Annotated in this window: 19 protein-coding genes; 8 read left to right on the forward strand and 11 right to left on the reverse strand. The window is 46.4% G+C overall.

What is annotated here, in order from left to right:
- Positions 1–39: 39 nt before the first annotated feature.
- The 5 genes from rnc to QCB45_RS02515 all read right to left on the reverse strand — a co-directional run bounded on the left by rnc (position 40) and on the right by QCB45_RS02515 (position 5,608).
- Complete coding sequence (gene rnc / locus QCB45_RS02495; RefSeq protein WP_279418959.1) at positions 40–750, reverse strand: ribonuclease III; 711 nt, start codon at positions 748–750, stop codon at positions 40–42.
- 1 nt (position 751) lies between these two features.
- Positions 752–1,522 carry a signal peptidase I gene (lepB, locus tag QCB45_RS02500; RefSeq protein ID WP_279418960.1) on the reverse strand — a complete coding sequence of 257 codons (771 nt, stop codon included), beginning with the start codon at positions 1,520–1,522 and terminating at the stop codon, positions 752–754.
- Positions 1,522–3,330 carry a translation elongation factor 4 gene (gene lepA / locus QCB45_RS02505; RefSeq protein WP_279418961.1) on the reverse strand — a complete coding sequence of 603 codons (1,809 nt, stop codon included), beginning with the start codon at positions 3,328–3,330 and terminating at the stop codon, positions 1,522–1,524. The genes lepB and lepA overlap by 1 nt, the downstream gene beginning before the upstream one ends.
- 240 nt (positions 3,331–3,570) lie before the next feature.
- Positions 3,571–5,052: a DegQ family serine endoprotease gene (locus QCB45_RS02510; RefSeq protein ID WP_279418962.1), complete on the reverse strand. Its 1,482-nt coding sequence runs from the start codon at positions 5,050–5,052 to the stop codon at positions 3,571–3,573.
- Positions 5,053–5,143: 91 nt separating this feature from the next.
- A complete protein-coding gene (locus QCB45_RS02515; RefSeq protein ID WP_279418963.1) occupies positions 5,144–5,608 on the reverse strand; it encodes a SoxR reducing system RseC family protein in 465 nt (154 codons plus the stop codon).
- Between the two features lie 173 nt (positions 5,609–5,781).
- Here QCB45_RS02515 and nadB point away from each other — a divergent pair, with 173 nt between their 5' ends.
- Positions 5,782–7,386 (forward strand): L-aspartate oxidase, encoded by a 1,605-nt coding sequence (gene nadB / locus QCB45_RS02520; protein WP_279418964.1) that lies wholly within the window; start codon positions 5,782–5,784, stop codon positions 7,384–7,386.
- Between the two features lie 73 nt (positions 7,387–7,459).
- Here the strand turns inward: nadB and QCB45_RS02525 are convergent, their stop codons facing one another.
- Complete coding sequence (locus tag QCB45_RS02525) at positions 7,460–8,008, reverse strand: chemotaxis protein CheW (protein WP_279418965.1); 549 nt, start codon at positions 8,006–8,008, stop codon at positions 7,460–7,462.
- A gap of 233 nt (positions 8,009–8,241) precedes the next feature.
- On the opposite strand from QCB45_RS02525, the gene QCB45_RS02530 reads away from it, so the two are divergent.
- The gene (locus QCB45_RS02530) at positions 8,242–9,330 is read left to right on the forward strand and encodes a folate-binding protein (protein ID WP_279418966.1); all 1,089 of its coding nucleotides are present in this window, start codon (positions 8,242–8,244) and stop codon (positions 9,328–9,330) included.
- A gap of 137 nt (positions 9,331–9,467) precedes the next feature.
- Here QCB45_RS02530 and lysS read toward each other — a convergent pair whose 3' ends face one another.
- Entirely contained in the window at positions 9,468–10,982 is a 1,515-nt protein-coding gene (gene lysS / locus QCB45_RS02535; protein WP_279418967.1) for a lysine--tRNA ligase, read from the reverse strand.
- An 88-nt stretch (positions 10,983–11,070) separates the two neighbouring features.
- Positions 11,071–12,166, reverse strand: a protein-coding gene (gene prfB / locus QCB45_RS02540; RefSeq protein ID WP_279418968.1) for a peptide chain release factor 2 whose coding sequence is annotated in 2 segments (ribosomal slippage) — positions 11,071–12,093 and positions 12,095–12,166 — 1,095 coding nt in all. Because the reading frame shifts where the segments join, the coding sequence is not laid out codon by codon here.
- A gap of 251 nt (positions 12,167–12,417) precedes the next feature.
- Between prfB and QCB45_RS02545 the strand changes: the two genes are divergently transcribed.
- Positions 12,418–13,140, forward strand: a complete 723-nt coding sequence (locus QCB45_RS02545) for a DUF5610 domain-containing protein (protein WP_279418969.1) — start codon at positions 12,418–12,420, stop codon at positions 13,138–13,140.
- Positions 13,141–13,221: 81 nt separating this feature from the next.
- On the opposite strand, the gene QCB45_RS02550 is transcribed toward QCB45_RS02545, so the two are convergent.
- Positions 13,222–13,875, reverse strand: coding sequence for a response regulator transcription factor (locus QCB45_RS02550; RefSeq protein ID WP_279418970.1), 654 nt, complete (start codon positions 13,873–13,875; stop codon positions 13,222–13,224).
- Between the two features lie 58 nt (positions 13,876–13,933).
- On the reverse strand, positions 13,934–16,021 hold the full coding sequence (locus QCB45_RS02555; RefSeq protein ID WP_279418971.1) for an ATP-binding protein: 2,088 nt from the start codon (positions 16,019–16,021) through the stop codon (positions 13,934–13,936).
- 259 nt (positions 16,022–16,280) lie between these two features.
- On the opposite strand from QCB45_RS02555, the gene QCB45_RS02560 reads away from it, so the two are divergent.
- Both QCB45_RS02560 and trxA read left to right on the forward strand, forming a co-directional pair.
- Entirely contained in the window at positions 16,281–17,672 is a 1,392-nt protein-coding gene (locus tag QCB45_RS02560) for a class II fumarate hydratase (RefSeq protein WP_279418972.1), read from the forward strand.
- Between the two features lie 29 nt (positions 17,673–17,701).
- The gene (gene trxA / locus QCB45_RS02565) at positions 17,702–18,076 is read left to right on the forward strand and encodes a thioredoxin (protein WP_279418973.1); all 375 of its coding nucleotides are present in this window, start codon (positions 17,702–17,704) and stop codon (positions 18,074–18,076) included.
- Positions 18,077–18,146: 70 nt separating this feature from the next.
- On the opposite strand, the gene QCB45_RS02570 is transcribed toward trxA, so the two are convergent.
- The gene (locus QCB45_RS02570) at positions 18,147–18,779 is read right to left on the reverse strand and encodes a CBS domain-containing protein (RefSeq protein WP_279418974.1); all 633 of its coding nucleotides are present in this window, start codon (positions 18,777–18,779) and stop codon (positions 18,147–18,149) included.
- 249 nt (positions 18,780–19,028) lie between these two features.
- On the opposite strand from QCB45_RS02570, the gene QCB45_RS02575 reads away from it, so the two are divergent.
- The 3 genes from QCB45_RS02575 (at position 19,029) to queD (ending at position 21,113) form a co-directional block, all read left to right on the forward strand.
- A complete protein-coding gene (locus tag QCB45_RS02575; RefSeq protein WP_279418975.1) occupies positions 19,029–19,631 on the forward strand; it encodes a peroxiredoxin C in 603 nt (200 codons plus the stop codon).
- A gap of 119 nt (positions 19,632–19,750) precedes the next feature.
- A complete protein-coding gene (locus QCB45_RS02580) occupies positions 19,751–20,635 on the forward strand; it encodes a farnesyl diphosphate synthase (RefSeq protein ID WP_279418976.1) in 885 nt (294 codons plus the stop codon).
- 100 nt (positions 20,636–20,735) lie between these two features.
- Positions 20,736–21,113, forward strand: coding sequence for a 6-carboxytetrahydropterin synthase QueD (gene queD, locus QCB45_RS02585; RefSeq protein ID WP_279418977.1), 378 nt, complete (start codon positions 20,736–20,738; stop codon positions 21,111–21,113).
- Positions 21,114–21,171 lie beyond the last annotated feature (58 nt).

Raw genomic sequence — 21,171 nt, forward strand, 5'->3', positions numbered from 1 at the left:
ACGGCCTAGAGTCTGGAGCGAGTGTGCCGCTTTTGAGAACTAAAGGTTTTCTAATGCTTCCAACGCGTTTTCAGCGGCTTTTTGTTCGGCTTTGCGTCGGCTGGACGCCGTAGCCTCGAATTTAGTATTTAATTTGGCCACATAACATGACACAGTGAAATCCTGTGCGTGGGCGGCACCATTGACACTAATAATGCTGTATTCCGGTAATGGTTCCTGTCTGGACTGCAACCACTCCTGCAAGCGTGTTTTCGGGTCCTTGCCGATTTTTTTCGGGTCAAGTTCCTGCAAACGCTTTTCATAAAAACGATTCACCAACTCACGGCAAGCATCCAAGCCGCCATCTTCGTAAACGGCGGCTATGATCGCCTCGACACTGTCGGCGATAATCGAATTACGGCGGAACCCGCCACTCTTCAACTCACCCGGCCCCAAAACTAAATACTCGCTAAGGTTGTATTCCTTACCGATCAGAGCCAGAGTGTCACCTTTTACCAAATGCGCACGCACACGGCTCATATCACCTTCCGGCAACTTTGTGAATTGGTGGAACAACACATCCGCAATCATAAAGTTGACCAGACTGTCGCCCAAGAACTCCAAACGCTCGTTGTTTTTCGCGCCCATACTGCGATGGGTTAAAGCATTTTGCAAAAACTGAATATCATTGAATTCATAACCCAGTTTTTTTGAAAGTTGCTTGAGTTTTGCCTGTCGCTCTATGCTTAATGGAGCAGGTTGGTCGTTCATGTTACTCAATCCCTTTACCGAGTCTGTTCAAATGGATACCGTTATCCCAGTTCATCCAGATGCCGAAAGCCTTACCTTTCAGATTCTTTTCCGCCACAAAGCCCCAGAAACGGCTGTCATTACTATGGTCACGGTTATCCCCCATGACAAAATAATGCCCTTCGGGAACGGTAATGGTATCCATGTCTCGACTACTCTTATCCATGTCATGCAAGATATGATAACTGTGGCCGTTATCCATGGTTTCAATCACGATATTGGCGCCGTTCATTACCGCACCGGAATCGTTACCCAGATATTTTCCGTCCGGCTGCTGAACAATTGGCTTACCATTCACGAAAACAGTACGTCCGACGTAAGTGATCTTGTCGCCCGGCAGACCGATGATGCGCTTAATGTAATCAACATCCGGATCTTTCGGATAACTGAAAACGACCACATCGCCTCGTTCCGGTTCACCAATCGGGATGATTTTAGTTTGCGTAACCGGCAACTTAATACCGTAAGAGAACTTGCTCACCGCAATAAAATCCCCGATTTCCAAAGTTGGATACATAGAGCCCGAAGGAATTCTAAAAGGTTCAATGACAAACGAACGTAAAACCAACACCACCAGGAACACAGGGAACAAAGAACGGGAATACTCGATCAACAAAGGCTCCCTTTCCATTGTCAAAGCCCCTTCACGCTTAGGGCGCCAAACGAGTCGATCCACATAAGCAATCACACCGGTCACCGCTGTGACGATAACTAAAATCAACTCAAAACTCATTAGGACTCTCCCCCTGTATCCAAAATAGCCAAGAAGGCTTCTTGCGGAAGTTCAACACTACCGATCGACTTCATGCGCTTTTTACCTTCTTTCTGTTTCTGTAACAGTTTCTTCTTACGGGAGACATCTCCCCCGTAACATTTCGCTGTTACATTCTTACGCAAGGCCTTCACGTTGGTTCGACCGATGACTTTAGCACCAATCGCCGCTTGAATCGCCACATCGAACATCTGGCGAGGAATTACTTCACGCAATTTCTCAATAATTACCTTACCACGCTGAACGGCAAAACTGCGGTGTACGATAACAGCTAACGCATCCACTGGCTCACCATTAATCAAAAAGTCCATCCTTACCAGGTCATCCGCTTGGAAACGTTTGAATTCATAATCCATGGATGCGTAGCCTCGGCTACAAGATTTTAAACGATCAAAGAAATCCAAAACAACTTCATTCAACGGTAATTCGTAGTTGATGGAAACCTGTCCACCCGAATACTGCATATCTTTTTGCACGCCGCGCTTTTCGATACACAATTTCATCACCGCTCCGACATAGTCCTGAGGCACCAGGATATTCGCCTGGATGATCGGTTCACGAATTTCGGCAATGATGCTCGGATCCGGCAATTCGGACGGATTGTCGATTTTAATCACTTCACCCTTCTTGGTCAGCAACTCGTAAACAACCGTCGGCGCAGTGGTGATCAAATCAAGATCATACTCACGTTCAAGACGCTCTTGGATGATCTCCATGTGCAGCATTCCAAGGAAACCACAACGGAAACCGAATCCTAAAGCTTCCGAAGTTTCCGGTTCGAAATGCAGTGCCGCGTCGTTTAAGCGAAGCTTACGAAGCGCTTCACGCAAGTCTTCGTACTGCTCGGAAGTAACAGGGAAAAGACCGGCGAAAACGCGTGGCTGCGCAGGTTTAAAGCCCGGTAATGGTTCAACTTCCGCTCTGGCCGCGTCCGCTAAGGTATCCCCAACAGGCGCACCGTCAATGTCCTTGATGCCAGCGATAACATAACCGACTTCACCGGCTGACAAAAACGGCTTGGAAGTACGTTTTGGAGTAAAGATTCCTACATCATCGACCAGATATTCTTCTTTGGTCGACATGACTTTCATTTTGGTTTTCTTTCCGATTTTTCCGTCGATGACACGGACCAGGGAAACCACCCCCAGATAGTTGTCGAACCAGGAATCAATGATCAATGCCTTAAGCGGCGCTTCCGGATCGCCTTCCGGCGGTGGAATCTTGCTAACGATATCTTCCAACGTCTCTTCGATACCGATACCTGCTTTGGCGCTTGCACGCACAGCATCGACGGCTTCGATTCCGATAATTTCTTCAACTTCTTCAATGACGCGTTCCGGATCGGCTGCCGGCAAATCGATCTTATTCAGTACCACAAGCACTTCCAAGCCCTGCTCGATCGCGGTATAACAGTTCGCAACGGTTTGCGCCTCAACCCCTTGGGATGCATCAACTACCAGAAGCGCTCCTTCGCAAGCCGCTAAAGAACGTGATACTTCATAAGAGAAATCGACATGCCCAGGAGTATCGATGAAGTTCAACTGATAGGTGTTACCGTCTTTGGCCTTGTAGTTCAAAGTAACGCTTTGAGCCTTGATGGTGATACCGCGTTCACGCTCGATATCCATCGAATCCAAGACCTGAGCAGACATTTCCCGATCAGTCAATCCGCCGCATAGATGGATAAAACGATCGGCAATGGTCGATTTACCATGGTCAATATGAGCAATAATTGAAAAGTTTCGAATCAATTTTAAGGCGTCTGACATTTAAGCTCCAACAATAACAACATCCACACCACTCCGCCTGTCAGGCGTTCAGGAATTTCATGCTATAAAAAAAGGGGCCAGTAGCCCCTTTAACCTTCCCACTAAACAAACCATTCGAACTGAAAAGCGGAAAGGATACGGTTCAAAATCTAATGGTTGCGTATTTTACGATAAATTCGCCTTTTACGCAGAGATAAATCACATAGATTTCAAGCCGTTTCTCCAAATTGAACGCTTCGTTTACTTCTCGACAACCAATGGTAAAAACAGTGAGCGTTTATTGCGTACCACTCGTACCGGTAAAGAACGTCCGGCTGGCGCCTGCTTCAGTATCTGACGTAGCGACTCCACATTCTTGACCGGTTGGAAATCGATGGTCACGATGATGTCACCCGGGCGGATTCCGGCTTTACTCGCCGCACCTTCGCCTACAGATAACACCTTGACGCCAAACGGCAGATTCAAAGCATCGAGCTCATCTTTACTCAAGGCCTCTACTACCGCCCCCAAACTGGCATTTTTACTCGCTCCACCGTCTGCAGAAGCAATCTGATCCGCCTTGTCTAACTCGGTCAACTTGACATTAACGGTCACTTTCTTACCTTGACGCAACAGGAGCACCTTGATCGGCGTGTTAATTTTAGCAACACCAACCAGCGGAGGAAGATCTGCCGACTTCTTAACTTGCTGACCATTGAATTCCAGAATGATATCTCCAGCACGAATACCGGCACGTTCCGCTGGTGTATCAGGATAAGTCTCCCCTACCAGTGCGCCCATCGGTGCCTCCATTCCAAACGACTTGGATAGATCGCTTGTCACTTCCTGCACCAGAACACCAAGATAACCACGAGCCACCTTACCGCTGTCTTTCAGCTGTGCTGCAACGTTCATGGCAATATCAATCGGAATCGAGAAGGAAAGCCCCATAGAACCACCATTCTTGCTGTAAATCTGCGAGTTGATACCCACCACTTCGCCGTTCAGATTGAACAAAGGTCCACCTGAATTACCAGGGTTAATTGACACATCTGTTTGAATGAACGGAACATAAGTATCATCAGGCAAAGAACGGCCAATAGCACTGACAATACCGTGAGTCACCGTATAATCCAGTCCAAACGGCTCACCAATCGCCAATACCCACTGCCCCACTTTCAAATCACTGGATGAACCGATTTTTGCAACCGGAAGGTTATCGGCTTCAATTTTCAAAAGAGCCACGTCACTGCGAGAATCTGTCCCCACAACCTTGGCCTTCAACTCCTTACGGTTACGCATACGGACTACGATGTCGTCTGCTCCATCAACCACATGATTATTGGTCAGGATATAACCGTCTTTACTGATGATGAAACCGGAACCCAAAGAATGGACTTCCTGCTGAGGCATTGGCTGTTGCAACTCCTCTTGCCTGTCACCAGGCATACCTTGCCTTCCATTAGGAATACCAAAGAAATAACGCAATAGATCCTCCGGCATACCTTGAAATTGCGGAGGCCTTTGCTGTTTGATTTTCTTGGTCGTACTGATATTGACGACGACCGGACTGTTGTCTGCAGCTAATTGAGTGAAATCCGGCAGCCCATAAGACTGCGCAGTTTGAACTTGAGTTTGATTTGGTGCCTTGACTTGCGGTTCATTACTCGACATCGCATAGGGTGCTTGAACCATAAACAGAAGACCTGTCATCACCCAGGCTAAAAAATACACTTTTTTCATTTTCCCTACCTTATCCATAAACCTAAGAGATTTTTATCCTACAAGAAATAATTTACAGAAACCCTTAAAAAACACTTGAGAGATATTGGCTTTATTTCAAGATTTTTGCCAGCACCGGCAGAGTCGGTTTATAAAAACGACGTGTAACCAACCAGCCCGCAAACAAACCCAATAGGCCACCCGAAATCGACAGCAAATCAGCGTGTTCTTCCGCAACCCCGAAAAAAGCCTGACCAAGTGCTTTCAAAAGAATGGCGAAAACAAACAAACCGACCAACGGCATGCCATAAGCCATAAACGAATGCTTCACCAGTTTCGATTCATCCAAAGTCAGTTCAACCTGGTCGCCCACTTTGGCCTGTAACGTATTAAGGACTTTCAGTGGCGCTCTTCGGGTTGAAGTGAACAACTTGGACAAAGCCGCCGTGCCGCAACCCGATTCAGAGCTACATCCACTGCAACCCGTTTGTTGCTGAGTTTCAATCAGAACAAACGAATCTTCAACGGCCACTACACGTCCTTGCGAAACCAACAAATTACCTTCATTGGAGCTCATAATATCTAAAACCCTTATGTTTTGCGGATAGTAAACTAACATAAACATTCGCTTACCACCGGCTTTTCTCTATAATATGCTACCAATTATGCACGTATTCAAGGACGCGCGCCAAACAACATGTCTCAATATGACAATCCTCCTGCATCGATCAATATCACAAAGGGATTCGAGTGGTTCACTCTAAGAGTTTAAAAACGGACATCTTAATTATCGGCAGCGGTATTGCCGGGCTATCGACTGCCCTGAAATTAGCGAACAACCACCATGTGACCATATTGGCAAAGGCCTCACTGTCCGAAAGCAGCACCAACTACGCTCAAGGCGGTGTTGCGGCAGTTCTGGATCCCTTCGACAGTATCGAATCCCATATTGATGACACCATGGAAGCCGGTGCCGGCTTGTGCGACCGTAAAACAGTGGAAATGGTTGCCGTCCACGCCGCCGATTCCATCAAGGAATTGATCGAACTTGGCGTTCCTTTCAGCCGATGCGAGGGTGAACAGTGCACCTACCCGTTCCACCTGACGAAAGAAGGCGGACACAGCCACCGTCGAGTGATCCACGCTGCAGATCACACGGGGCACTCGATCAGCGAAACACTGATCAATAACGTGGAAAACCATCCCAACATCACCCTACTTCCGGAACACATTTCGATCGATTTGATTCTGAACAAACAGAATACCCGCTGCATCGGCGCATATGTACTGAACAAAATCGAAAATGCGGTCTATGACATCTGGGCAGATTTCACCGTTCTGGCAACCGGAGGCGCCAGTAAGGCCTATCTCTACACCAGTAATCCAGACACCTCGACAGGTGACGGTATTGCCATGGCGTGGCGCGCAGGCTGTTCGGTCGGCAACATGGAATTCAATCAATTCCACCCAACTTGCCTCTACCATCCGAACGACCGCTCCTTCCTAATCAGCGAAGCGGTACGCGGTGAAGGGGGCATACTGCGCCTTCCGGATGGCACCGCATTCATGGAGTTTTATGACGCGCGCAAAGACCTCGCGCCAAGGGACATCGTCGCCCGCGCAATTGACCAAGAAATGAAAAAACACGGTTTAGACTGCGTCTATCTGGACATCACTCACAAATCACTCGACTTCATTCAGGAGCACTTTCCAACCATCTACGAGCGCTGTCTCAAAGTCGGCATCGACATTAGTCGCCAACAGATTCCAGTGGTTCCTGCTGCCCACTATACCTGTGGAGGGATCGTCACCAACCAACACGGAGAAACAGACCTAACAGGCCTGTATGCAATCGGTGAAACCGCCTATACGGGCTTGCATGGCGCCAATCGATTGGCTAGCAACTCTTTAGTTGAAGGCTTAGTGTTTGCGGATATGGCAACTAAAAGCATTGAAAAGGCCTATAAAAAACCTCTGGACAACAACGAAGCCCCCCTTCCCTGGGACAGCAGCGAAGTGACCGATCCTAAGGAAAAGATTTTAGTCGCCCACGACTGGGATGAACTACGTCGCGTGATGTGGGACTATGTCGGAATCGTAAGGACAAATAAGCGTTTAAAACGTGCCCGTCAACGTATACGCAACCTGCAGAGAGAGATCAACGAGTACTACCATGAACATACGGTTCATAGTGATTTGCTGGAATTGAGAAATCTGGCGTTAGTTGCCGAACTGATGGTTAAGAGCGCACAGAAACGTAAAGAGAGCCGTGGACTTCATTACAATTTGGATTACCCGCTGACCTTAAAGAAAGCTAAACCGACAATCTTGAAACACAAGAAACAAAAGAATTAATGGTAGAACATTGCAGGATTAGGGATGGAAACGTCTACAACAACGTCCGATCCCTACCTATCTACCCTAAGAACTAACCGTTACCGACCGGCATATTGTCCTGACTAGCAACCTGTTCGATCAAACCTTCCGAAGCCAACTTATCGATATCGATCAGAATCACCATCGTGCCTTTCGGCGCCTTAGTCGGCTCACCAGAACCTTCGGATTCGCCTTGCTTGTCCAGATCATTCAGCAAAGTCGATAGACCAAGGATAAACTGGTTTTCAACCGATGTTGCAACATCTGGAGCTGGTTGCAAACTATCCATATCAATCTGCTGAACGTCCGAAACCGCATCTACAACCAAGCCGACAACACGCTCACCTAAAGAAGTGAATACATGCACTACAACGACAACAGTCGTGGCATTGTAACTGGCATCAAGATTAAATTTCTCTCTTAAATCAATAATTGGCACCACACTGCCACGTAAATCAACCACACCTTTTACAAAAGGCGGTACATTCGGTAATGGAGTTGGTTCCTCCCAACCTCTTATTTCTTGGACTCGAAGAATCTCCACCGCATACTCTTCTTTCCCCAAGCGGAAAGTTAAAAATTCTTTTTTTGATTCAGACACAACCGATCTCCAATTCGATCTGCAAATAAGCACATAAATTACATAAGTATGTAAAGATTATGAACTATAAAGGGGTATAAGTGAATGGAAATACTACTGACTAAGCCGCAAAATTTCAAATTGTTTCAAATCCGGCAAAACGATTCGACTTCTAGCGACTAACAGGCCTGTCAATTTTGTGATTCAACAAGACTAAGGTATCATTTGTGCACATTTGAAATCGAGGACAAAAAATGACCACTGTTAATGAACAACTTGACCCAACTTGGCAAAGCTTCATGACTGAACAAGGTGCTCAATTCACGGACGACGCCAGGATCGAGACATTCGGCCACGCCGAAATCGAACGTTACCTGATCAAACACGGTCCGGTCGTCACCAGCCTTGCACATCAAGGTCTATTAAAAGTCAGCGGCAGCGAAGCAAGCACATTCCTTCAAGGTCAATTGACAAGCGATGTCAACCAAGTCAGCGACACTCACGCTCAACTTAGCTCGTACTGCGACCCGCAAGGCAACGTTCTGGCAGTATTCCTGATTTTTAAATACAAAGGGGATTTCTACCTGAGTTTCGACAGCTCTCTGAAAGAAAGTATTCAAAAGCGCCTCAGCATGTTCGTATTACGCTCAGATGTACAGATTACCGATGCTAGCCAAGAATTAATCCACATCGGTTTCGGCGGGGAATTCGGCGATCTGGACATCCAAAGACGTCTTGAAACCAAAGTAAAAGAAGTCTACGAAGCAGGTCATGTGGCAGCCGAAGGCATGGAAGACGTTTTCGTTGTTAAGGTTCCGGGTCCTTACCACAAATATGACCTGTTCGGCCCGGTTGAACAAATCAAACAGGCCTGGTCAAAACTTCGTGATAACAGCGACGTAACTAACACTCAAGACTGGAACTTGCTGAATATCGCAGCTGGCGTTCCGGAAATCACATCTGCAACGACAGGTAAACTGACCGCCCAGTTTTTAAACCTGGATAAATTAGACGCGATCAACTTCAAAAAAGGGTGTTTTCCGGGACAGGAAATCATTGCCAGAATCCATTACCGAGGCAAGGTCACCAAACGCATGCTTCGCGTTCGTCTTGAAGAGACGTTGGAGTTGGCAGCTGGCGACACCCTAACCCTTAAAGATAACAACGGTAAGAACCACAATCTGGAAGTAATCAACGCTAACCCAGATATTCTCGGTGGAACCCGTTGTCTGGCGATTGGAACCCTAAAATCACTTGGTAGCGTAGAAGGTAATTTGATGAGTGAATCCGGTCAACCGGCTATCATCGAGCCTCTTCCGTACAGCATCACTGAAGATGAGTGATTTTGTTAAACACTCTTGATTTGCGCGTAGCGCTAATCAACAGGCCCGCTGGGATTTGAAGCCAGATCTCAACGCCCATTAAAAAACCCGCTTAAAGCGGGTTTTTTAATTTCTGAACAATGTCATTCCAAGCGCAATTACTGAACCGGTCTCATGTGCGGGAACAACAAGACATCACGAATGGTTGGTTTGTCCGTAAACAGCATAACCAGACGATCGATTCCAATCCCCTCACCCGCTGTCGGTGGCATACCATGCTCAAGTGCTGTGATGTAATCTTCATCATAGTGCATCGCTTCATCGTCGCCGGCATCCTTAGCCTCAACCTGCGCTTTGAAACGTTCCGCCTGATCTTCAGCGTCGTTCAACTCGTTGAAGCCGTTCGCCAATTCACGACCACCAATAAACAATTCAAAACGGTCGGTGATGAACGGATTTTCGTCGTTACGACGCGCCAAAGGCGATACTTCCGCCGGGTATTCGGTAATGAACGTCGGATCCATCAACTTCTCTTCCGCCGTCTCTTCGAAGATTTCTGTCATGACCTTGCCTAAACCGTAGGACTCTTCGACGTGAACATTCAAAGACTTCGCCAACTCGCGTGCCGATTCCAAGTCATCCAACTGTTCGGCCTTAGCAGACGGGTTGTATTTCAGAATCGCTTCTTTCATCGTCAAACGTGCAAACGGCTTACCGAAGTCAAACACCTGTCCTTGATAAGGTACCTGCGTCGAACCGACCGTCAACTCGGCCAACTCTTTCAACAATTCTTCGGTGTAATCCATCAACTGGTGGTAGTCGGTATAAGCCGAGTAGAATTCCACCATGGTGAATTCCGGGTTATGGCGAGTAGACAAACCTTCGTTACGGAAAGAACGGTTGATTTCGAACACCTTCTCAAATCCACCGACAACCAGACGTTTCAAATACAATTCCGGCGCGATACGCAGATACAAAGGCATATCCAATGCATTATGGTGTGTATTGAACGGTTTGGCCGTCGCCCCACCCGGAATCACGTGCATCATCGGAGTTTCAACTTCCATGAAACCTTTTCCAATCAAGAAATTACGGACATGCTGAACGATCTTTGAACGCATGATAAAGGTATCACGACTCTCTTCGTTAACGATCAGATCAACATAACGCTGACGATATTTGACTTCCTGATCCTGCAAACCATGGAACTTATCCGGTAACGGACGAATCGACTTAGTGATCAACTCAATGTTTTCAACGTGCACCGAAAGTTCACCGGTATTCGTCTTGAACAAATAACCTTCCGCACCGACGATATCCCCCAAATCCCACTTCTTGAACTGAGTGTTGTAGAAACCTTCTGGTAATTCGTCGCGAGTAACGTAAACTTGTATACGCCCTTCATGATCCTGCAAAGTTGCGAAACTGGCTTTACCCATAATACGGCGCAACATCATACGACCGGCGACCTTAACTCTTACCGGCTCTGCCGCCTCCAGCTCTTCCTTGGACATTTCATCGTATTTGGCGTGCAAATCCGCTGAACTGTCTTCACGGCGGAACGTATTCGGATAGGAGTGGCCGATGTCTCTCAAGGCCTTAAGCTTAGCGCGTCTCTCAGCGATAATTTTATTTTCATCCACTTCAGGCACGTTGTTTTGTGTTTCTGACATTTAGATAACTCTCTTCAAATCTTATGATAAAGCCCGGCAGAGTCGAAAAACTCAAATGACCAGGCCTGTTTAATTTCAAATTTTCGGTTTAAACACCAGACTTTAAGCTGGCAATGATAAATTGGTCCAAATCGCCGTCCAATACCGCCGTGGTATTTCCTGTTTCGACACCGGTACGCAAATCCTTGATGCGCCCGGAATCCAACACGTAAGAACGAATCTGACTTCCCCAGCCAATATCCGACTTGGAATCTTCCAAAGCCTGTTTCTCAGCATTACGGCTCATCATTTCCAACTCATAAAGTTTGGCCCTCAGCTGCTTCATCGCTTCAGCCTTGTTCTGATGCTGAGAACGTCCGTTCTGACACTGGGTCACAGTATTGGTCGGTAAGTGTGTAATACGTACCGCCGATTCGGTTCGGTTAACGTGCTGACCACCTGCCCCACTGGCTCGGTAAACGTCGATACGCAAATCGGCCGGGTTAATGTCGATTTCAAAACTGTCGTCGATTTCAGGCGAAATAAACACCGACGAAAACGAAGTATGGCGACGGTTACCCGAATCGAACGGCGACTTACGAACCAGACGATGTACACCGGTCTCGGTTCTCAGCCACCCAAAAGCATACTCGCCCTGAACATGGATCGTCGCCCCTTTGATACCGGCCACTTCACCTGCGGTCACTTCCAGCAATTCCGCCTTGAATCCGTGACTTTCCGCCCAACGCAAATACATTCTCAACAGCATGTTCGCCCAATCTTGCGCCTCAGTACCACCGGAACCGGCTTGAATCTCGACGTAACAGTTATTGGCATCCAATTCACCCGAGAACATACGCTGGAATTCAAGCTTCTCCAACTTTTCTCCCAAGTCGTCCAATTCCGCTACGACTTCGGAAACCATCTCTTCATCCGACTCCATCTCAGCCAGTTCCAGCAATTCCTTACAGGATTCCAGACCGCTTTCCAATTCATCAATGGTCGCGACAACATTCTCTAGCAGGGACTTCTCTTTCCCTAATGCCTGGGCCTCTTCAGGCCTATTCCAAACATCGGGATCTTCAAGTTCCCGTAAAACCTCATCTAATCGTTCAGATTTGGTTTCGTAGTCAAAGATACCCCCTAAGCGATTCCGTTCTCGCTTGATAGTCGTCCATTCGGCTATAAACTGGGTTTAATTCCATCTCTTTGAGACCTTTCTCATACGGTTAAAAATAAACGGGAATGATAGCAGAAATGAAAGTATTTTGCTTGTGCTTATACACTGCTGAAAGCGCTTTTTTATTAAAGAAAACACATTGATAGCCGCTAACAAGTTAATAATAAAACGCAACATTCGCAAAATGCAAAAACTGTACTTGCAAAACAGGAAGCGTAAAATAACAGATAGACCCATGAAGTACATGGAAAAATGACCGGAAAGAGGTAAACCCTAATGGCAATCCAAACACTCAATAGCGGACCGCTCTCAGCGTATCAAAAACTTGTCAACCAAGACATGGAACAAGCTGACAAATCTAATCAAGGCAAACGCACCCTCGGACAGCCCGACCTGCCAGAACAGGCTTCAGAAAAGGCATCTCAAGCCCATCAATCACAAATGAGTGCGCGTCTGGAGCGTCAGGCAAGCTTGGTTCAGCATCTGTTTGGCACACCGGAAAAAGCAACCGAAAACAGCATGAAAATCACCTTTCAAGAGGTGATTGATAAATTGAACGAAATTCTGTCTGCAGGCTTGGGACAAACCGAAGACGCCCCTGCACCAATCAGTGAAGAGGCTTTGCAGGCGCAAGGCGGTATGGAGTATTGGTCTCCGGAAAACACCGCAAAACGTATTGTCGACGGCAGCACCGCCTTTTTAGCCGGATTCCAGGCAGCTCACCCTGAACTGGAAGGTGAGGAACTGATCAATCGTTTTCTTGACGTAATAGGCGGAGGAATCAGCCAAGGATTCGATCAAGCCAAAGGAATTCTAGGAGACATGAAAGTTTTGGAAGGCGAGGTAGAAAGCAACATCGATCTGACCTACAAAGCGGTTCAGGATGGGTTAACAGCTTTCAAAAACCAATACCTAGGTATTTCTGAAGAGGAAAGTGAGTCGACAGAAACGGAAGCATCCGAAACACAGGAAGAAGACGCCCAACAAGCTGGCAGCTAAACACTCCTTAACTTCCCGACTTTGTCGTATAAAAAAAGGAGCCGATGGCTCCTTTTTTTATACCGACTGAATAAAGTTATCTTATTCAATCTCTTCAAGGCGAACCTTGGTCAATCCCGATTCATTGGCGTAATTCGTGATTTCAGCCGTAGACGTCACACCCATCTTAGTCATCAAGTTCTCACGGTGTTTTGACACCGTACGGTCACTGATATCCAACATCTCTGCGATTTCTTTCGTTTTGTAACCTTCGGCAACCAACTTAACGACTTGCTTTTCACGAACAGACAGCTTTTTACCAATACCCACTTCTTCCATCTCAGCATCTAAAATCGGCTGAATCTCAGAATGAATAAACGTTTCACCGTCAACAACCTTACGAACACCCGCAATCAGTTCCTTCTGAGAGACAGATTTCATAGCAATACCATTTACACCTAAATCTAGCACTTCCGTCCAAACACTCGGTGTTTCAGCTGCCGTCAAAACGATGATTTTAGTATCTGCATAACGTTTCTGGATATGAGATATCGCATTCAAACCACTTAATTTAGGCATAGACAAATCAAGCAACACGACCATCGGTGACTTAGCTCGGACCAACTCCAGACACTCTAGACCGTCTTCTGCTTCTCCCACTACAGAGAAGTCCTCTTCAGATTGAAGAATCGATTTAAACCCGGCTCTAACCAAGCTGTGGTCTTCTGCTAATAAAATCGTAATTTTTTTTGTCATGGAATTTTCAACCTCTTGTAAATAGGGCCTCTTCCTGGTGCCCCATCCCAAATCAACATTACTGGTCAGTATTATGTCTAAATACCGCGGAATTCTCAAGGTATTTCAAAGCTTTTTCAAGATCTTTAATGTTCAATTCTATCATTCTTTGGCGTTCCGCATCGCTTATTTCCTCTTGAACCAGTCTCTCAATGTCTTTCAACATGTCAACACAATTAAACAATTGAAATACCATGCAATTACCTTTCATGTAGTGCGCCAAGCCTTTAACTTCCTGCCACTGAGCCTGTTCAACGATCTCATGCAGTCTCTCCAGGTTCTCACTAAACTCTTCAGCAAAACGCCCCAAAAGATGGTAAAAATTTTCTGGAATATTGGAAACATCCTCCAAATACTCAACCGCTTCCGAAGACACCCCTTCACTTGATTCCTCAGACACTTCTTTCGTTTCAGGCTCACTCAAAGACTGTGGTTCTACATCGGATGGTTTATTAATCACTTCACTCTGATCTGGATACTCTTCACTTCCCCAAACTTTCGAAAGTAACTTGACCACCTGCGACTTTCCAATTGGTTTCACCAGCCACTTCTCAAAACCAAGCGTGTCAAGTGAGTGCCCCTCGGGAATTAACTCTTCTCCCCCTCCTGCCGTAACAGCAAAGACCGCTTTAAGATGACTCGCCCCTCCGGCCGATCTCATCGCCTGAATTTTTTCCATCACCTGAAAACCATCCATGATCGGCATTTGTATATCCATGAAAACGAAATCAAAATCATCCTTTTGGAAAAGTTCCCAAGCTTCAAATCCATCTTTGGCTTCGACGACGGTGCAATCCAGCTCTTTTAAATATCCGCTCAACACCATTCTATTGATTTTAGAGTCGTCTACAACGAGTACTTTATAACCTCGGCTTTGAAGAAGTTCGACCTGCTGAACTCCCTCGACAACAGGTACTCCATCCTCCTCAACAGTTTCAAACCTTTCCTCAATATCAGCTTCCGTGTCTGCTTCTGCGACCGGCAACGTCAAACTAAAATTGAACGTCGTTCCAACGCCAACGGTGGAAGTGACCGAAATTTCTCCGCCCATCAAGTCGATCAGCTGCTTAACGACGGAAAGCCCCAAACCGGATCCTAATGTTCTCGTCGCCCCTTCTGTTTTGAACTGAACAAAAGGATCGAAAATATGTTGTAATTTTTCTTCCGCAATCCCTTCGCCTGAATCCATAACCATAAATGAGAATTGGTCGTCCGACTCCTGACGCACCTCAACGGAAACTCCACCTAACTTAGTAAACTTGATCGCATTAACAATCAAATTAATTAAAATCTGTGACAGGCGGATACTATCGCCATAAACCCAATCGCTCTTACCAAGATAAACCAAAGAGACAAAAACCCCTTTGTCGGCGGCGATCGATTTGGTGAGCTGCTTGACGTAATCAAAAGATTGCTTGAGAGAGAATCGTCTAGGGTGAAGGCTGATTGCGTCATACTCTGTCTGCGAATAGGTCAGGATATCATTCACCAGGAACATCATCTGTTCAGAGGTCAAATTAATGATTCGCAACCTCTCGACCAGATATTCGTCATTCGCATAATACTTCTTGAGATGGGTCACCATACTGTTTATCCCCAGCAAGGGTGATCGCAATTCATGACTCAGCAAGGCCAAGAATCGTGACTGTTTGGAATATGATTCCTGAATAAGTCGATTCTGCTCTTCCAGCATGGCTTGCCGTTCATAAACCTGGGTTAAAGACATTCGACCCTGAGCATCAACAATGTCCTTTTCCAGTAAGACCATCTCGGTCACATCGATACACTCCGCAAACACAGTGCGGTGTCCTTCACGCTCATGCACATGCAAACGGTGCTGATAGGACGCTTTACCGTTTCGGGTTTCGAAACTACACACAAAACGTAAATCCGCTTCCGGATTGTTCAAAATCTCTTGAATTTTCAATACCAATAGCGACGAGTCATAAGATCCGCTTAAGTCTTCCAGCTTCTCGACCGGGTGATCAAACAAACGTTGAAGAGCTTCGGAGCACTTTATCCGATAATCGGAATCCTCTCCCTCATAACTCCACCAGAGGAACTCATCCAACATCCAATGACTAATAGACTGATTATCAATACTCATAGAGTCAACTATCATCCTGCCCGTTTACGCATATAAGGGTAAAAGCGTGTAATTTCTTTGCAACTAAGCGTACTTATTTACGACCTTAGTGAGAACACATATTACCCTAAAAGCCCATATTGTTTAGCGATAAGTTTTCATGATTAAGCTGTCAAACCAATCCAAAAATCGACTAAAATATTCAGATTCAATCTTTTATTAGCCAGATTTAAAGCAGTCACCTGTTATTTAAATTTAAACCTACAGCAAAATCGAAAACATGTCAGACAAGCAATATAGAATCGAAAAAGACAGCATGGGAACTCTTAACGTTCCTCAAGATGCTCTTTACGGCGCTCAAACACAAAGAGCAATCAACAACTTTCCGATTAGCGGCACTCCAATGCCTGCAAACTTCATCAAAGCACTCTGCTATGTGAAATTTGCCTGTTCCGACAGCAACCACGAACTCGGCTTGCTCAGCGAGGAAAAAGCGCACGCCATTCAGACCGCCGCCGATAGTATCATCAAAGGCCAGTATCTTGAACATTTCCCGATTGATGTATTCCAGACCGGATCCGGGACCAGTACTAACATGAATGCCAACGAAGTCATTGCCCAACTGGCGAAAAACCTTACCGGCATCGAAGTACATCCTAATGATGACGTCAATATGAGTCAGAGCTCAAACGACGTAATCCCAACTACGATTCATGTTGCTGCGGCTATCGCAATTGAAGAACAGTTATTGCCAGCGTTAAATCACCTAGCACAAACCATCGAAGACAAAGAAAAGGCGTTGGCCGATGTCGTCAAAACCGGACGCACACATCTTATGGATGCGACCCCGGTCAAAATGAGTCAGGAACTTTCCGGTTGGAGAGCTCAGATTACAGACAACATCGCTCGCCTTAAAGACACCCAAAAACGTCTGCACAAAATTCCTCAAGGCGGAACCGCCGTCGGAACAGGAATCAATGCCGATCAGGAATTCGGACGTTTGGTTGCTGCAAACCTATCAACTATCACCGCGGTTCCATTCGAACAGATGGACAACCTATATGTTGGTTTAAGCAGTCAAGACACGGCTGTCGAGCTAAGTGGTCAGCTCAATGTTTTGGCGACCAGTCTAATGAAGATCGCCAACGATTTAAGATGGATGAACTCCGGCCCGCTAGCCGGCTTAGGCGAAATACAGCTGCCAGCCTTGCAGCCAGGAAGCTCCATCATGCCTGGCAAGGTTAATCCGGTCATTCCGGAGGCAGTTTGCATGGTCGCCGCACAGATCATGGGGAATCACACCGCCATCACCATCGGGGGGCAATCGGGCAACTTCCAATTAAACGTTGCCTTACCGATGATTGCATTCAACCTATTGCAAAGTATTGATATCGCCTCTAATGCCTCCACCCAACTGGCCGACATGGCAATCAAAGGTTTTGTCGTTAATACTGACCACCTTAAAAAAGCCTTGGATATCAATCCTATCCTGGTTACCGCACTCAATACGGTAGTAGGATACGAAAAAGGTGCCGCCATCGCTAAAGAGGCATACAAAAGTGGTCGCCCGGTTTTGGAAGTGGCGCTAGAAATGACCGATTTAGACGAGGCCACTTTAAAACAGTACTTAAATCCTGTACTGTTAACCCAAGGTGGAAACCCAAGCATTTAAATAAACATCAAAACCCAAAGGAGCCCAACATGGCTGTAGTCAACCTAACCACGGCGGAATTCGAAGAAACGATCAACAATAACGAAATTGTCATTTTCGATTTCTGGGCTGAGTGGTGCGGTCCTTGTAAACAGTTCGGACCGATTTTTGAAGAAATCTCCGAAAAGCATCCGGAAATTGTATTCGCCAAGGTGAACGTTGAAGAAGAGCAGGAATTGGCTGGCATGTTCCAGGTTCGCTCAATTCCGACACTGGTTTTCATGCGTGAAAAAATCGTCGTTTTCTCAAACCCGGGTGCTATTCCGGGCAGCGCTTTGGAAGAAGGCATCCAACAGTTATTAGATTTGGACATGGAGCAGGTTCACAAAGACCTGGCTGAAGCCCAACAGCAACAGCAGCAATAACTGGCAAATCCAATTCCCAACAGGCCTGCTCATACAAATGAACAGGCCTCTCCCCCTCACTATCTAAACGCTATACGTAGAGTCCTACTGGAGGACGTTGCGACAGATGCTTGACTAAATCCGTCAAGGTCACAATCCCAATCAAATGCTCTTGCTGATCCATTACCGGCAAAGCACCAATTCGATACTGCGTCAGCGCCAATGCGATCTCTCGTATTTCCGTTTCCGGCCTGGTCGTAATCACCTGAGGGTTCATAATCCGCCCGACCACATCCCCCCGCGCCTCTTCAATATTGCCGTTTTCATCCAAAATAATTCGCTGCAAAACATCCGATTTAGAACAGATTCCGGCTAACTGCTCATTAAAAATGACCGGTAGGTGATGTATTTCCCGCTCCACCATCAAATTCCAAGCATCTTCTATCAGTGCCTCACTATCGATCGTCACGACCGGACTGGACATAAGCTCGGACACTTTTACACTTCGGCGCCTGTCGCCTCCAGACTTCTGAACATTCTGATATTTTTTCAACGCCTCATTTTTCTGAAAATAAGGGTTAGAGTGATCGGGCTCCAAACTCATGTCGTCCAATCCGGCTTTTTTCGCCTGAGTGACACGCATAGACGGATCTACCTTCAAAACCGGCAAATTATGGGCAGCGCCAATAAAACTTTGACCTTCCGGACTGTAAACTACAAACATCTCCTAACCCCCATTACAGAGTCCTGATTCTTTAGTTATCGGCATAAATAAAAAAGCATTAGGATTCAAGTAAGCATTTATACCCCATTCGATCGCAAAACAGAAATATAATGTTTTTTTACCGGACACGCCTGACCTCATGGATCACGTTGAGAATGCACTTCGTTTTGTAGCATATACCCTACAAATCTACTATACTATTCCGGTATTTAATTTGATCATTTAATTTACTTAGAGAAAGGATTTAACATGTCAGTACTTGTCACTAAACAAGCACCAGATTTCACAGCTGCAGCAGTACTTGCAGACGGTTCAATCGTTGATGACTTCAACCTGAAAAGCCACATCGACGGTAAATACGCGGTCGTCTTCTTTTACCCACTAGACTTCACTTTCGTATGCCCATCTGAAATCCTAGCTTTCGACCACCGCGTTGATAAATTCAAGGAACTTGGTACTGAAGTTATCGGTATCTCTGTAGATTCTCAGTTCACTCACAACGCATGGCGTAACACTCCGGTAAATCAAGGTGGTCTTGGTCCGGTTAAATTCCCATTGGTTGCTGACCTTGGCGGTTCAATCATGGAAGCTTACGGCATCGTTCACCCTGGTAACGTTGCACTACGCGGTGCGTTCCTTATCGATAAAGAAGGTGTTGTTCGCCACCAAGTCGTTAACGACCTACCACTTGGACGTAACGTTGATGAGATGGTTCGTATGGTTGAAGCTCTTCAATTCCACGAAGAAGTTGGTGAAGTTTGTCCTGCTGGCTGGAACAAAGGTGATGAAGGTATGAAAGACTCTCCAGAGGGTGTTGCTGAATACCTAGGCAAGCACGGTGACGAGCTATAAGCACCACCTCCAGCCATGAAAGGTGTTTATTTAGAAGCGTTCTAAGATTAGAATAGCACCATTCAATGGAACCCTGAAAAGGCTGTCAAATTGACAGCCTTTTTTTATGGAGCGGAGTTTTGCAAACACAACTGACTTTTTACCAGCAACGCACTCAAACAAAACTGTCCGAACTGCTCTCAAAAGCAATGCTCGAACCAGCCATCCCGGACAAAATCAAACAAGCCATGCGTTACGCGACCTTAAACAATGGCAAGCGCCTGCGCCCCGCCTTGATTTATGCCGTTGGCCAAAGTCTTGACATCCCTCTTGAACAACTTGACAGTTCGGCCTGCGCCATTGAACTCATTCACAGCTATTCCCTGGTTCACGACGACTTGCCGGCTATGGACGACGACGATTTGAGACGCGGCGTTCCCACCTGCCACATACAATTCGATGAAGCGACAGCCATTCTGGTCGGCGACGCCCAACAAACCTTGGCTTTCAAAGCGCTCAGCGATGACGCTCTAACTCAGCCAGAACATAAAGTGGAACTGATTCGTCTTCTGGCTGACGCCAGTGGCATCGCAGGCATGATTGGCGGACAGATGATCGATATCCAATCCGAAAACCTGGAACTCGACCTCGACAGCTTGAAAACCATGCACCTCATGAAAACCGGCGCTTTGATTCGCACCTCCCTACTAATGGGGGCAGTTCAAAGCTCCCGCTACACAAACATAAAGCCTTCACTTGAGCAGCTCGGGGCCTGCATTGGTCTGGCTTTTCAAGTTCAAGACGACATTCTGGACATCGAAGGCGACACCCAGACCCTAGGCAAACCCCAAGGCAGCGATCAAGAGGCCAACAAATCCACCTACCCAAGACTGCTCGGTCTCGATAAATCCAAACAATACCGAGACCAACTGATTCAGCAAGCGCAGTCTCACCTGTCAGAAAGCGGAATCAAAAGCCTATTCTTAGAGAACCTTATCACCTACATCGCTCAACGCGACCATTAAAGAGAGATTGTTAATTTTCAAAAAAAGGTTTGCTTTCAATAGGCTAGCCTTTTAGATATAATTCCCTCCTCTTAAATTTAAACAGACATTCCGGTTGGTTATGGCACAAACATTTGTTTTAAAAACCTTATTAGATTTTGCTTCGGCTCACAGCCTGAGGGGCTATCCGGGCGACTGTGCCAAACTGCACGGCCACAACTGGAAAATCGAAGTACAGGTAGAAGGCAACAAGCTCAATGAAATCGGTATGGTTATCGATTTCAAAGAGATCAAACGCCATGCAAAAGAGGTGGTCAAGGAATTGGATCATACCTTCCTGAACGATCATCCGCACTTCCAGGAGACCAACCCGACAGCTGAAAACATCGCGGTCTACCTATTCCGTGCCATTCAGGAGCGCATAGCAACACCTGAAGTAAAAATGCACAGCATCACCGTCTGGGAAAATGACCGCAACTGCGTCACCTACTCGGAATAACCTTTTCCGCCCGCACTCAGGTAGTGCGGGATAAAACCACAAAAAACACACGCTATTC

It is taken from the genome of Thiomicrorhabdus sp. ZW0627 (genome assembly GCF_029767005.1).
Taxonomy (GTDB): Bacteria; Pseudomonadota; Gammaproteobacteria; order Thiomicrospirales; family Thiomicrospiraceae; genus Thiomicrorhabdus.

Bases quoted from the DNA above. Each gene is read 5' to 3' on its own strand.
- trxA (WP_279418973.1), top strand. From the start codon at position 17,702: ATGGCTGTAGTCAACCTAACCACGGCGGAATTCGAAGAAACGATCAAC.
- lepA (WP_279418961.1), bottom strand. From the start codon at position 3,330: ATGTCAGACGCCTTAAAATTGATTCGAAACTTTTCAATTATTGCTCAT.
- QCB45_RS02560 (WP_279418972.1), top strand. From the start codon at position 16,281: ATGTCAGACAAGCAATATAGAATCGAAAAAGACAGCATGGGAACTCTT.
- lysS (WP_279418967.1), bottom strand. From the start codon at position 10,982: ATGTCAGAAACACAAAACAACGTGCCTGAAGTGGATGAAAATAAAATT.
- QCB45_RS02575 (WP_279418975.1), top strand. From the start codon at position 19,029: ATGTCAGTACTTGTCACTAAACAAGCACCAGATTTCACAGCTGCAGCA.
- QCB45_RS02570 (WP_279418974.1), bottom strand. From the start codon at position 18,779: ATGTTTGTAGTTTACAGTCCGGAAGGTCAAAGTTTTATTGGCGCTGCC.
- rnc (WP_279418959.1), bottom strand. From the start codon at position 750: ATGAACGACCAACCTGCTCCATTAAGCATAGAGCGACAGGCAAAACTC.
- QCB45_RS02555 (WP_279418971.1), bottom strand. From the start codon at position 16,021: ATGAGTATTGATAATCAGTCTATTAGTCATTGGATGTTGGATGAGTTC.
- QCB45_RS02545 (WP_279418969.1), top strand. From the start codon at position 12,418: ATGGCAATCCAAACACTCAATAGCGGACCGCTCTCAGCGTATCAAAAA.
- QCB45_RS02510 (WP_279418962.1), bottom strand. From the start codon at position 5,052: ATGAAAAAAGTGTATTTTTTAGCCTGGGTGATGACAGGTCTTCTGTTT.
- QCB45_RS02530 (WP_279418966.1), top strand. From the start codon at position 8,242: ATGACCACTGTTAATGAACAACTTGACCCAACTTGGCAAAGCTTCATG.
- lepB (WP_279418960.1), bottom strand. From the start codon at position 1,522: ATGAGTTTTGAGTTGATTTTAGTTATCGTCACAGCGGTGACCGGTGTG.
- QCB45_RS02550 (WP_279418970.1), bottom strand. From the start codon at position 13,875: ATGACAAAAAAAATTACGATTTTATTAGCAGAAGACCACAGCTTGGTT.
- QCB45_RS02515 (WP_279418963.1), bottom strand. From the start codon at position 5,608: ATGAGCTCCAATGAAGGTAATTTGTTGGTTTCGCAAGGACGTGTAGTG.
- queD (WP_279418977.1), top strand. From the start codon at position 20,736: ATGGCACAAACATTTGTTTTAAAAACCTTATTAGATTTTGCTTCGGCT.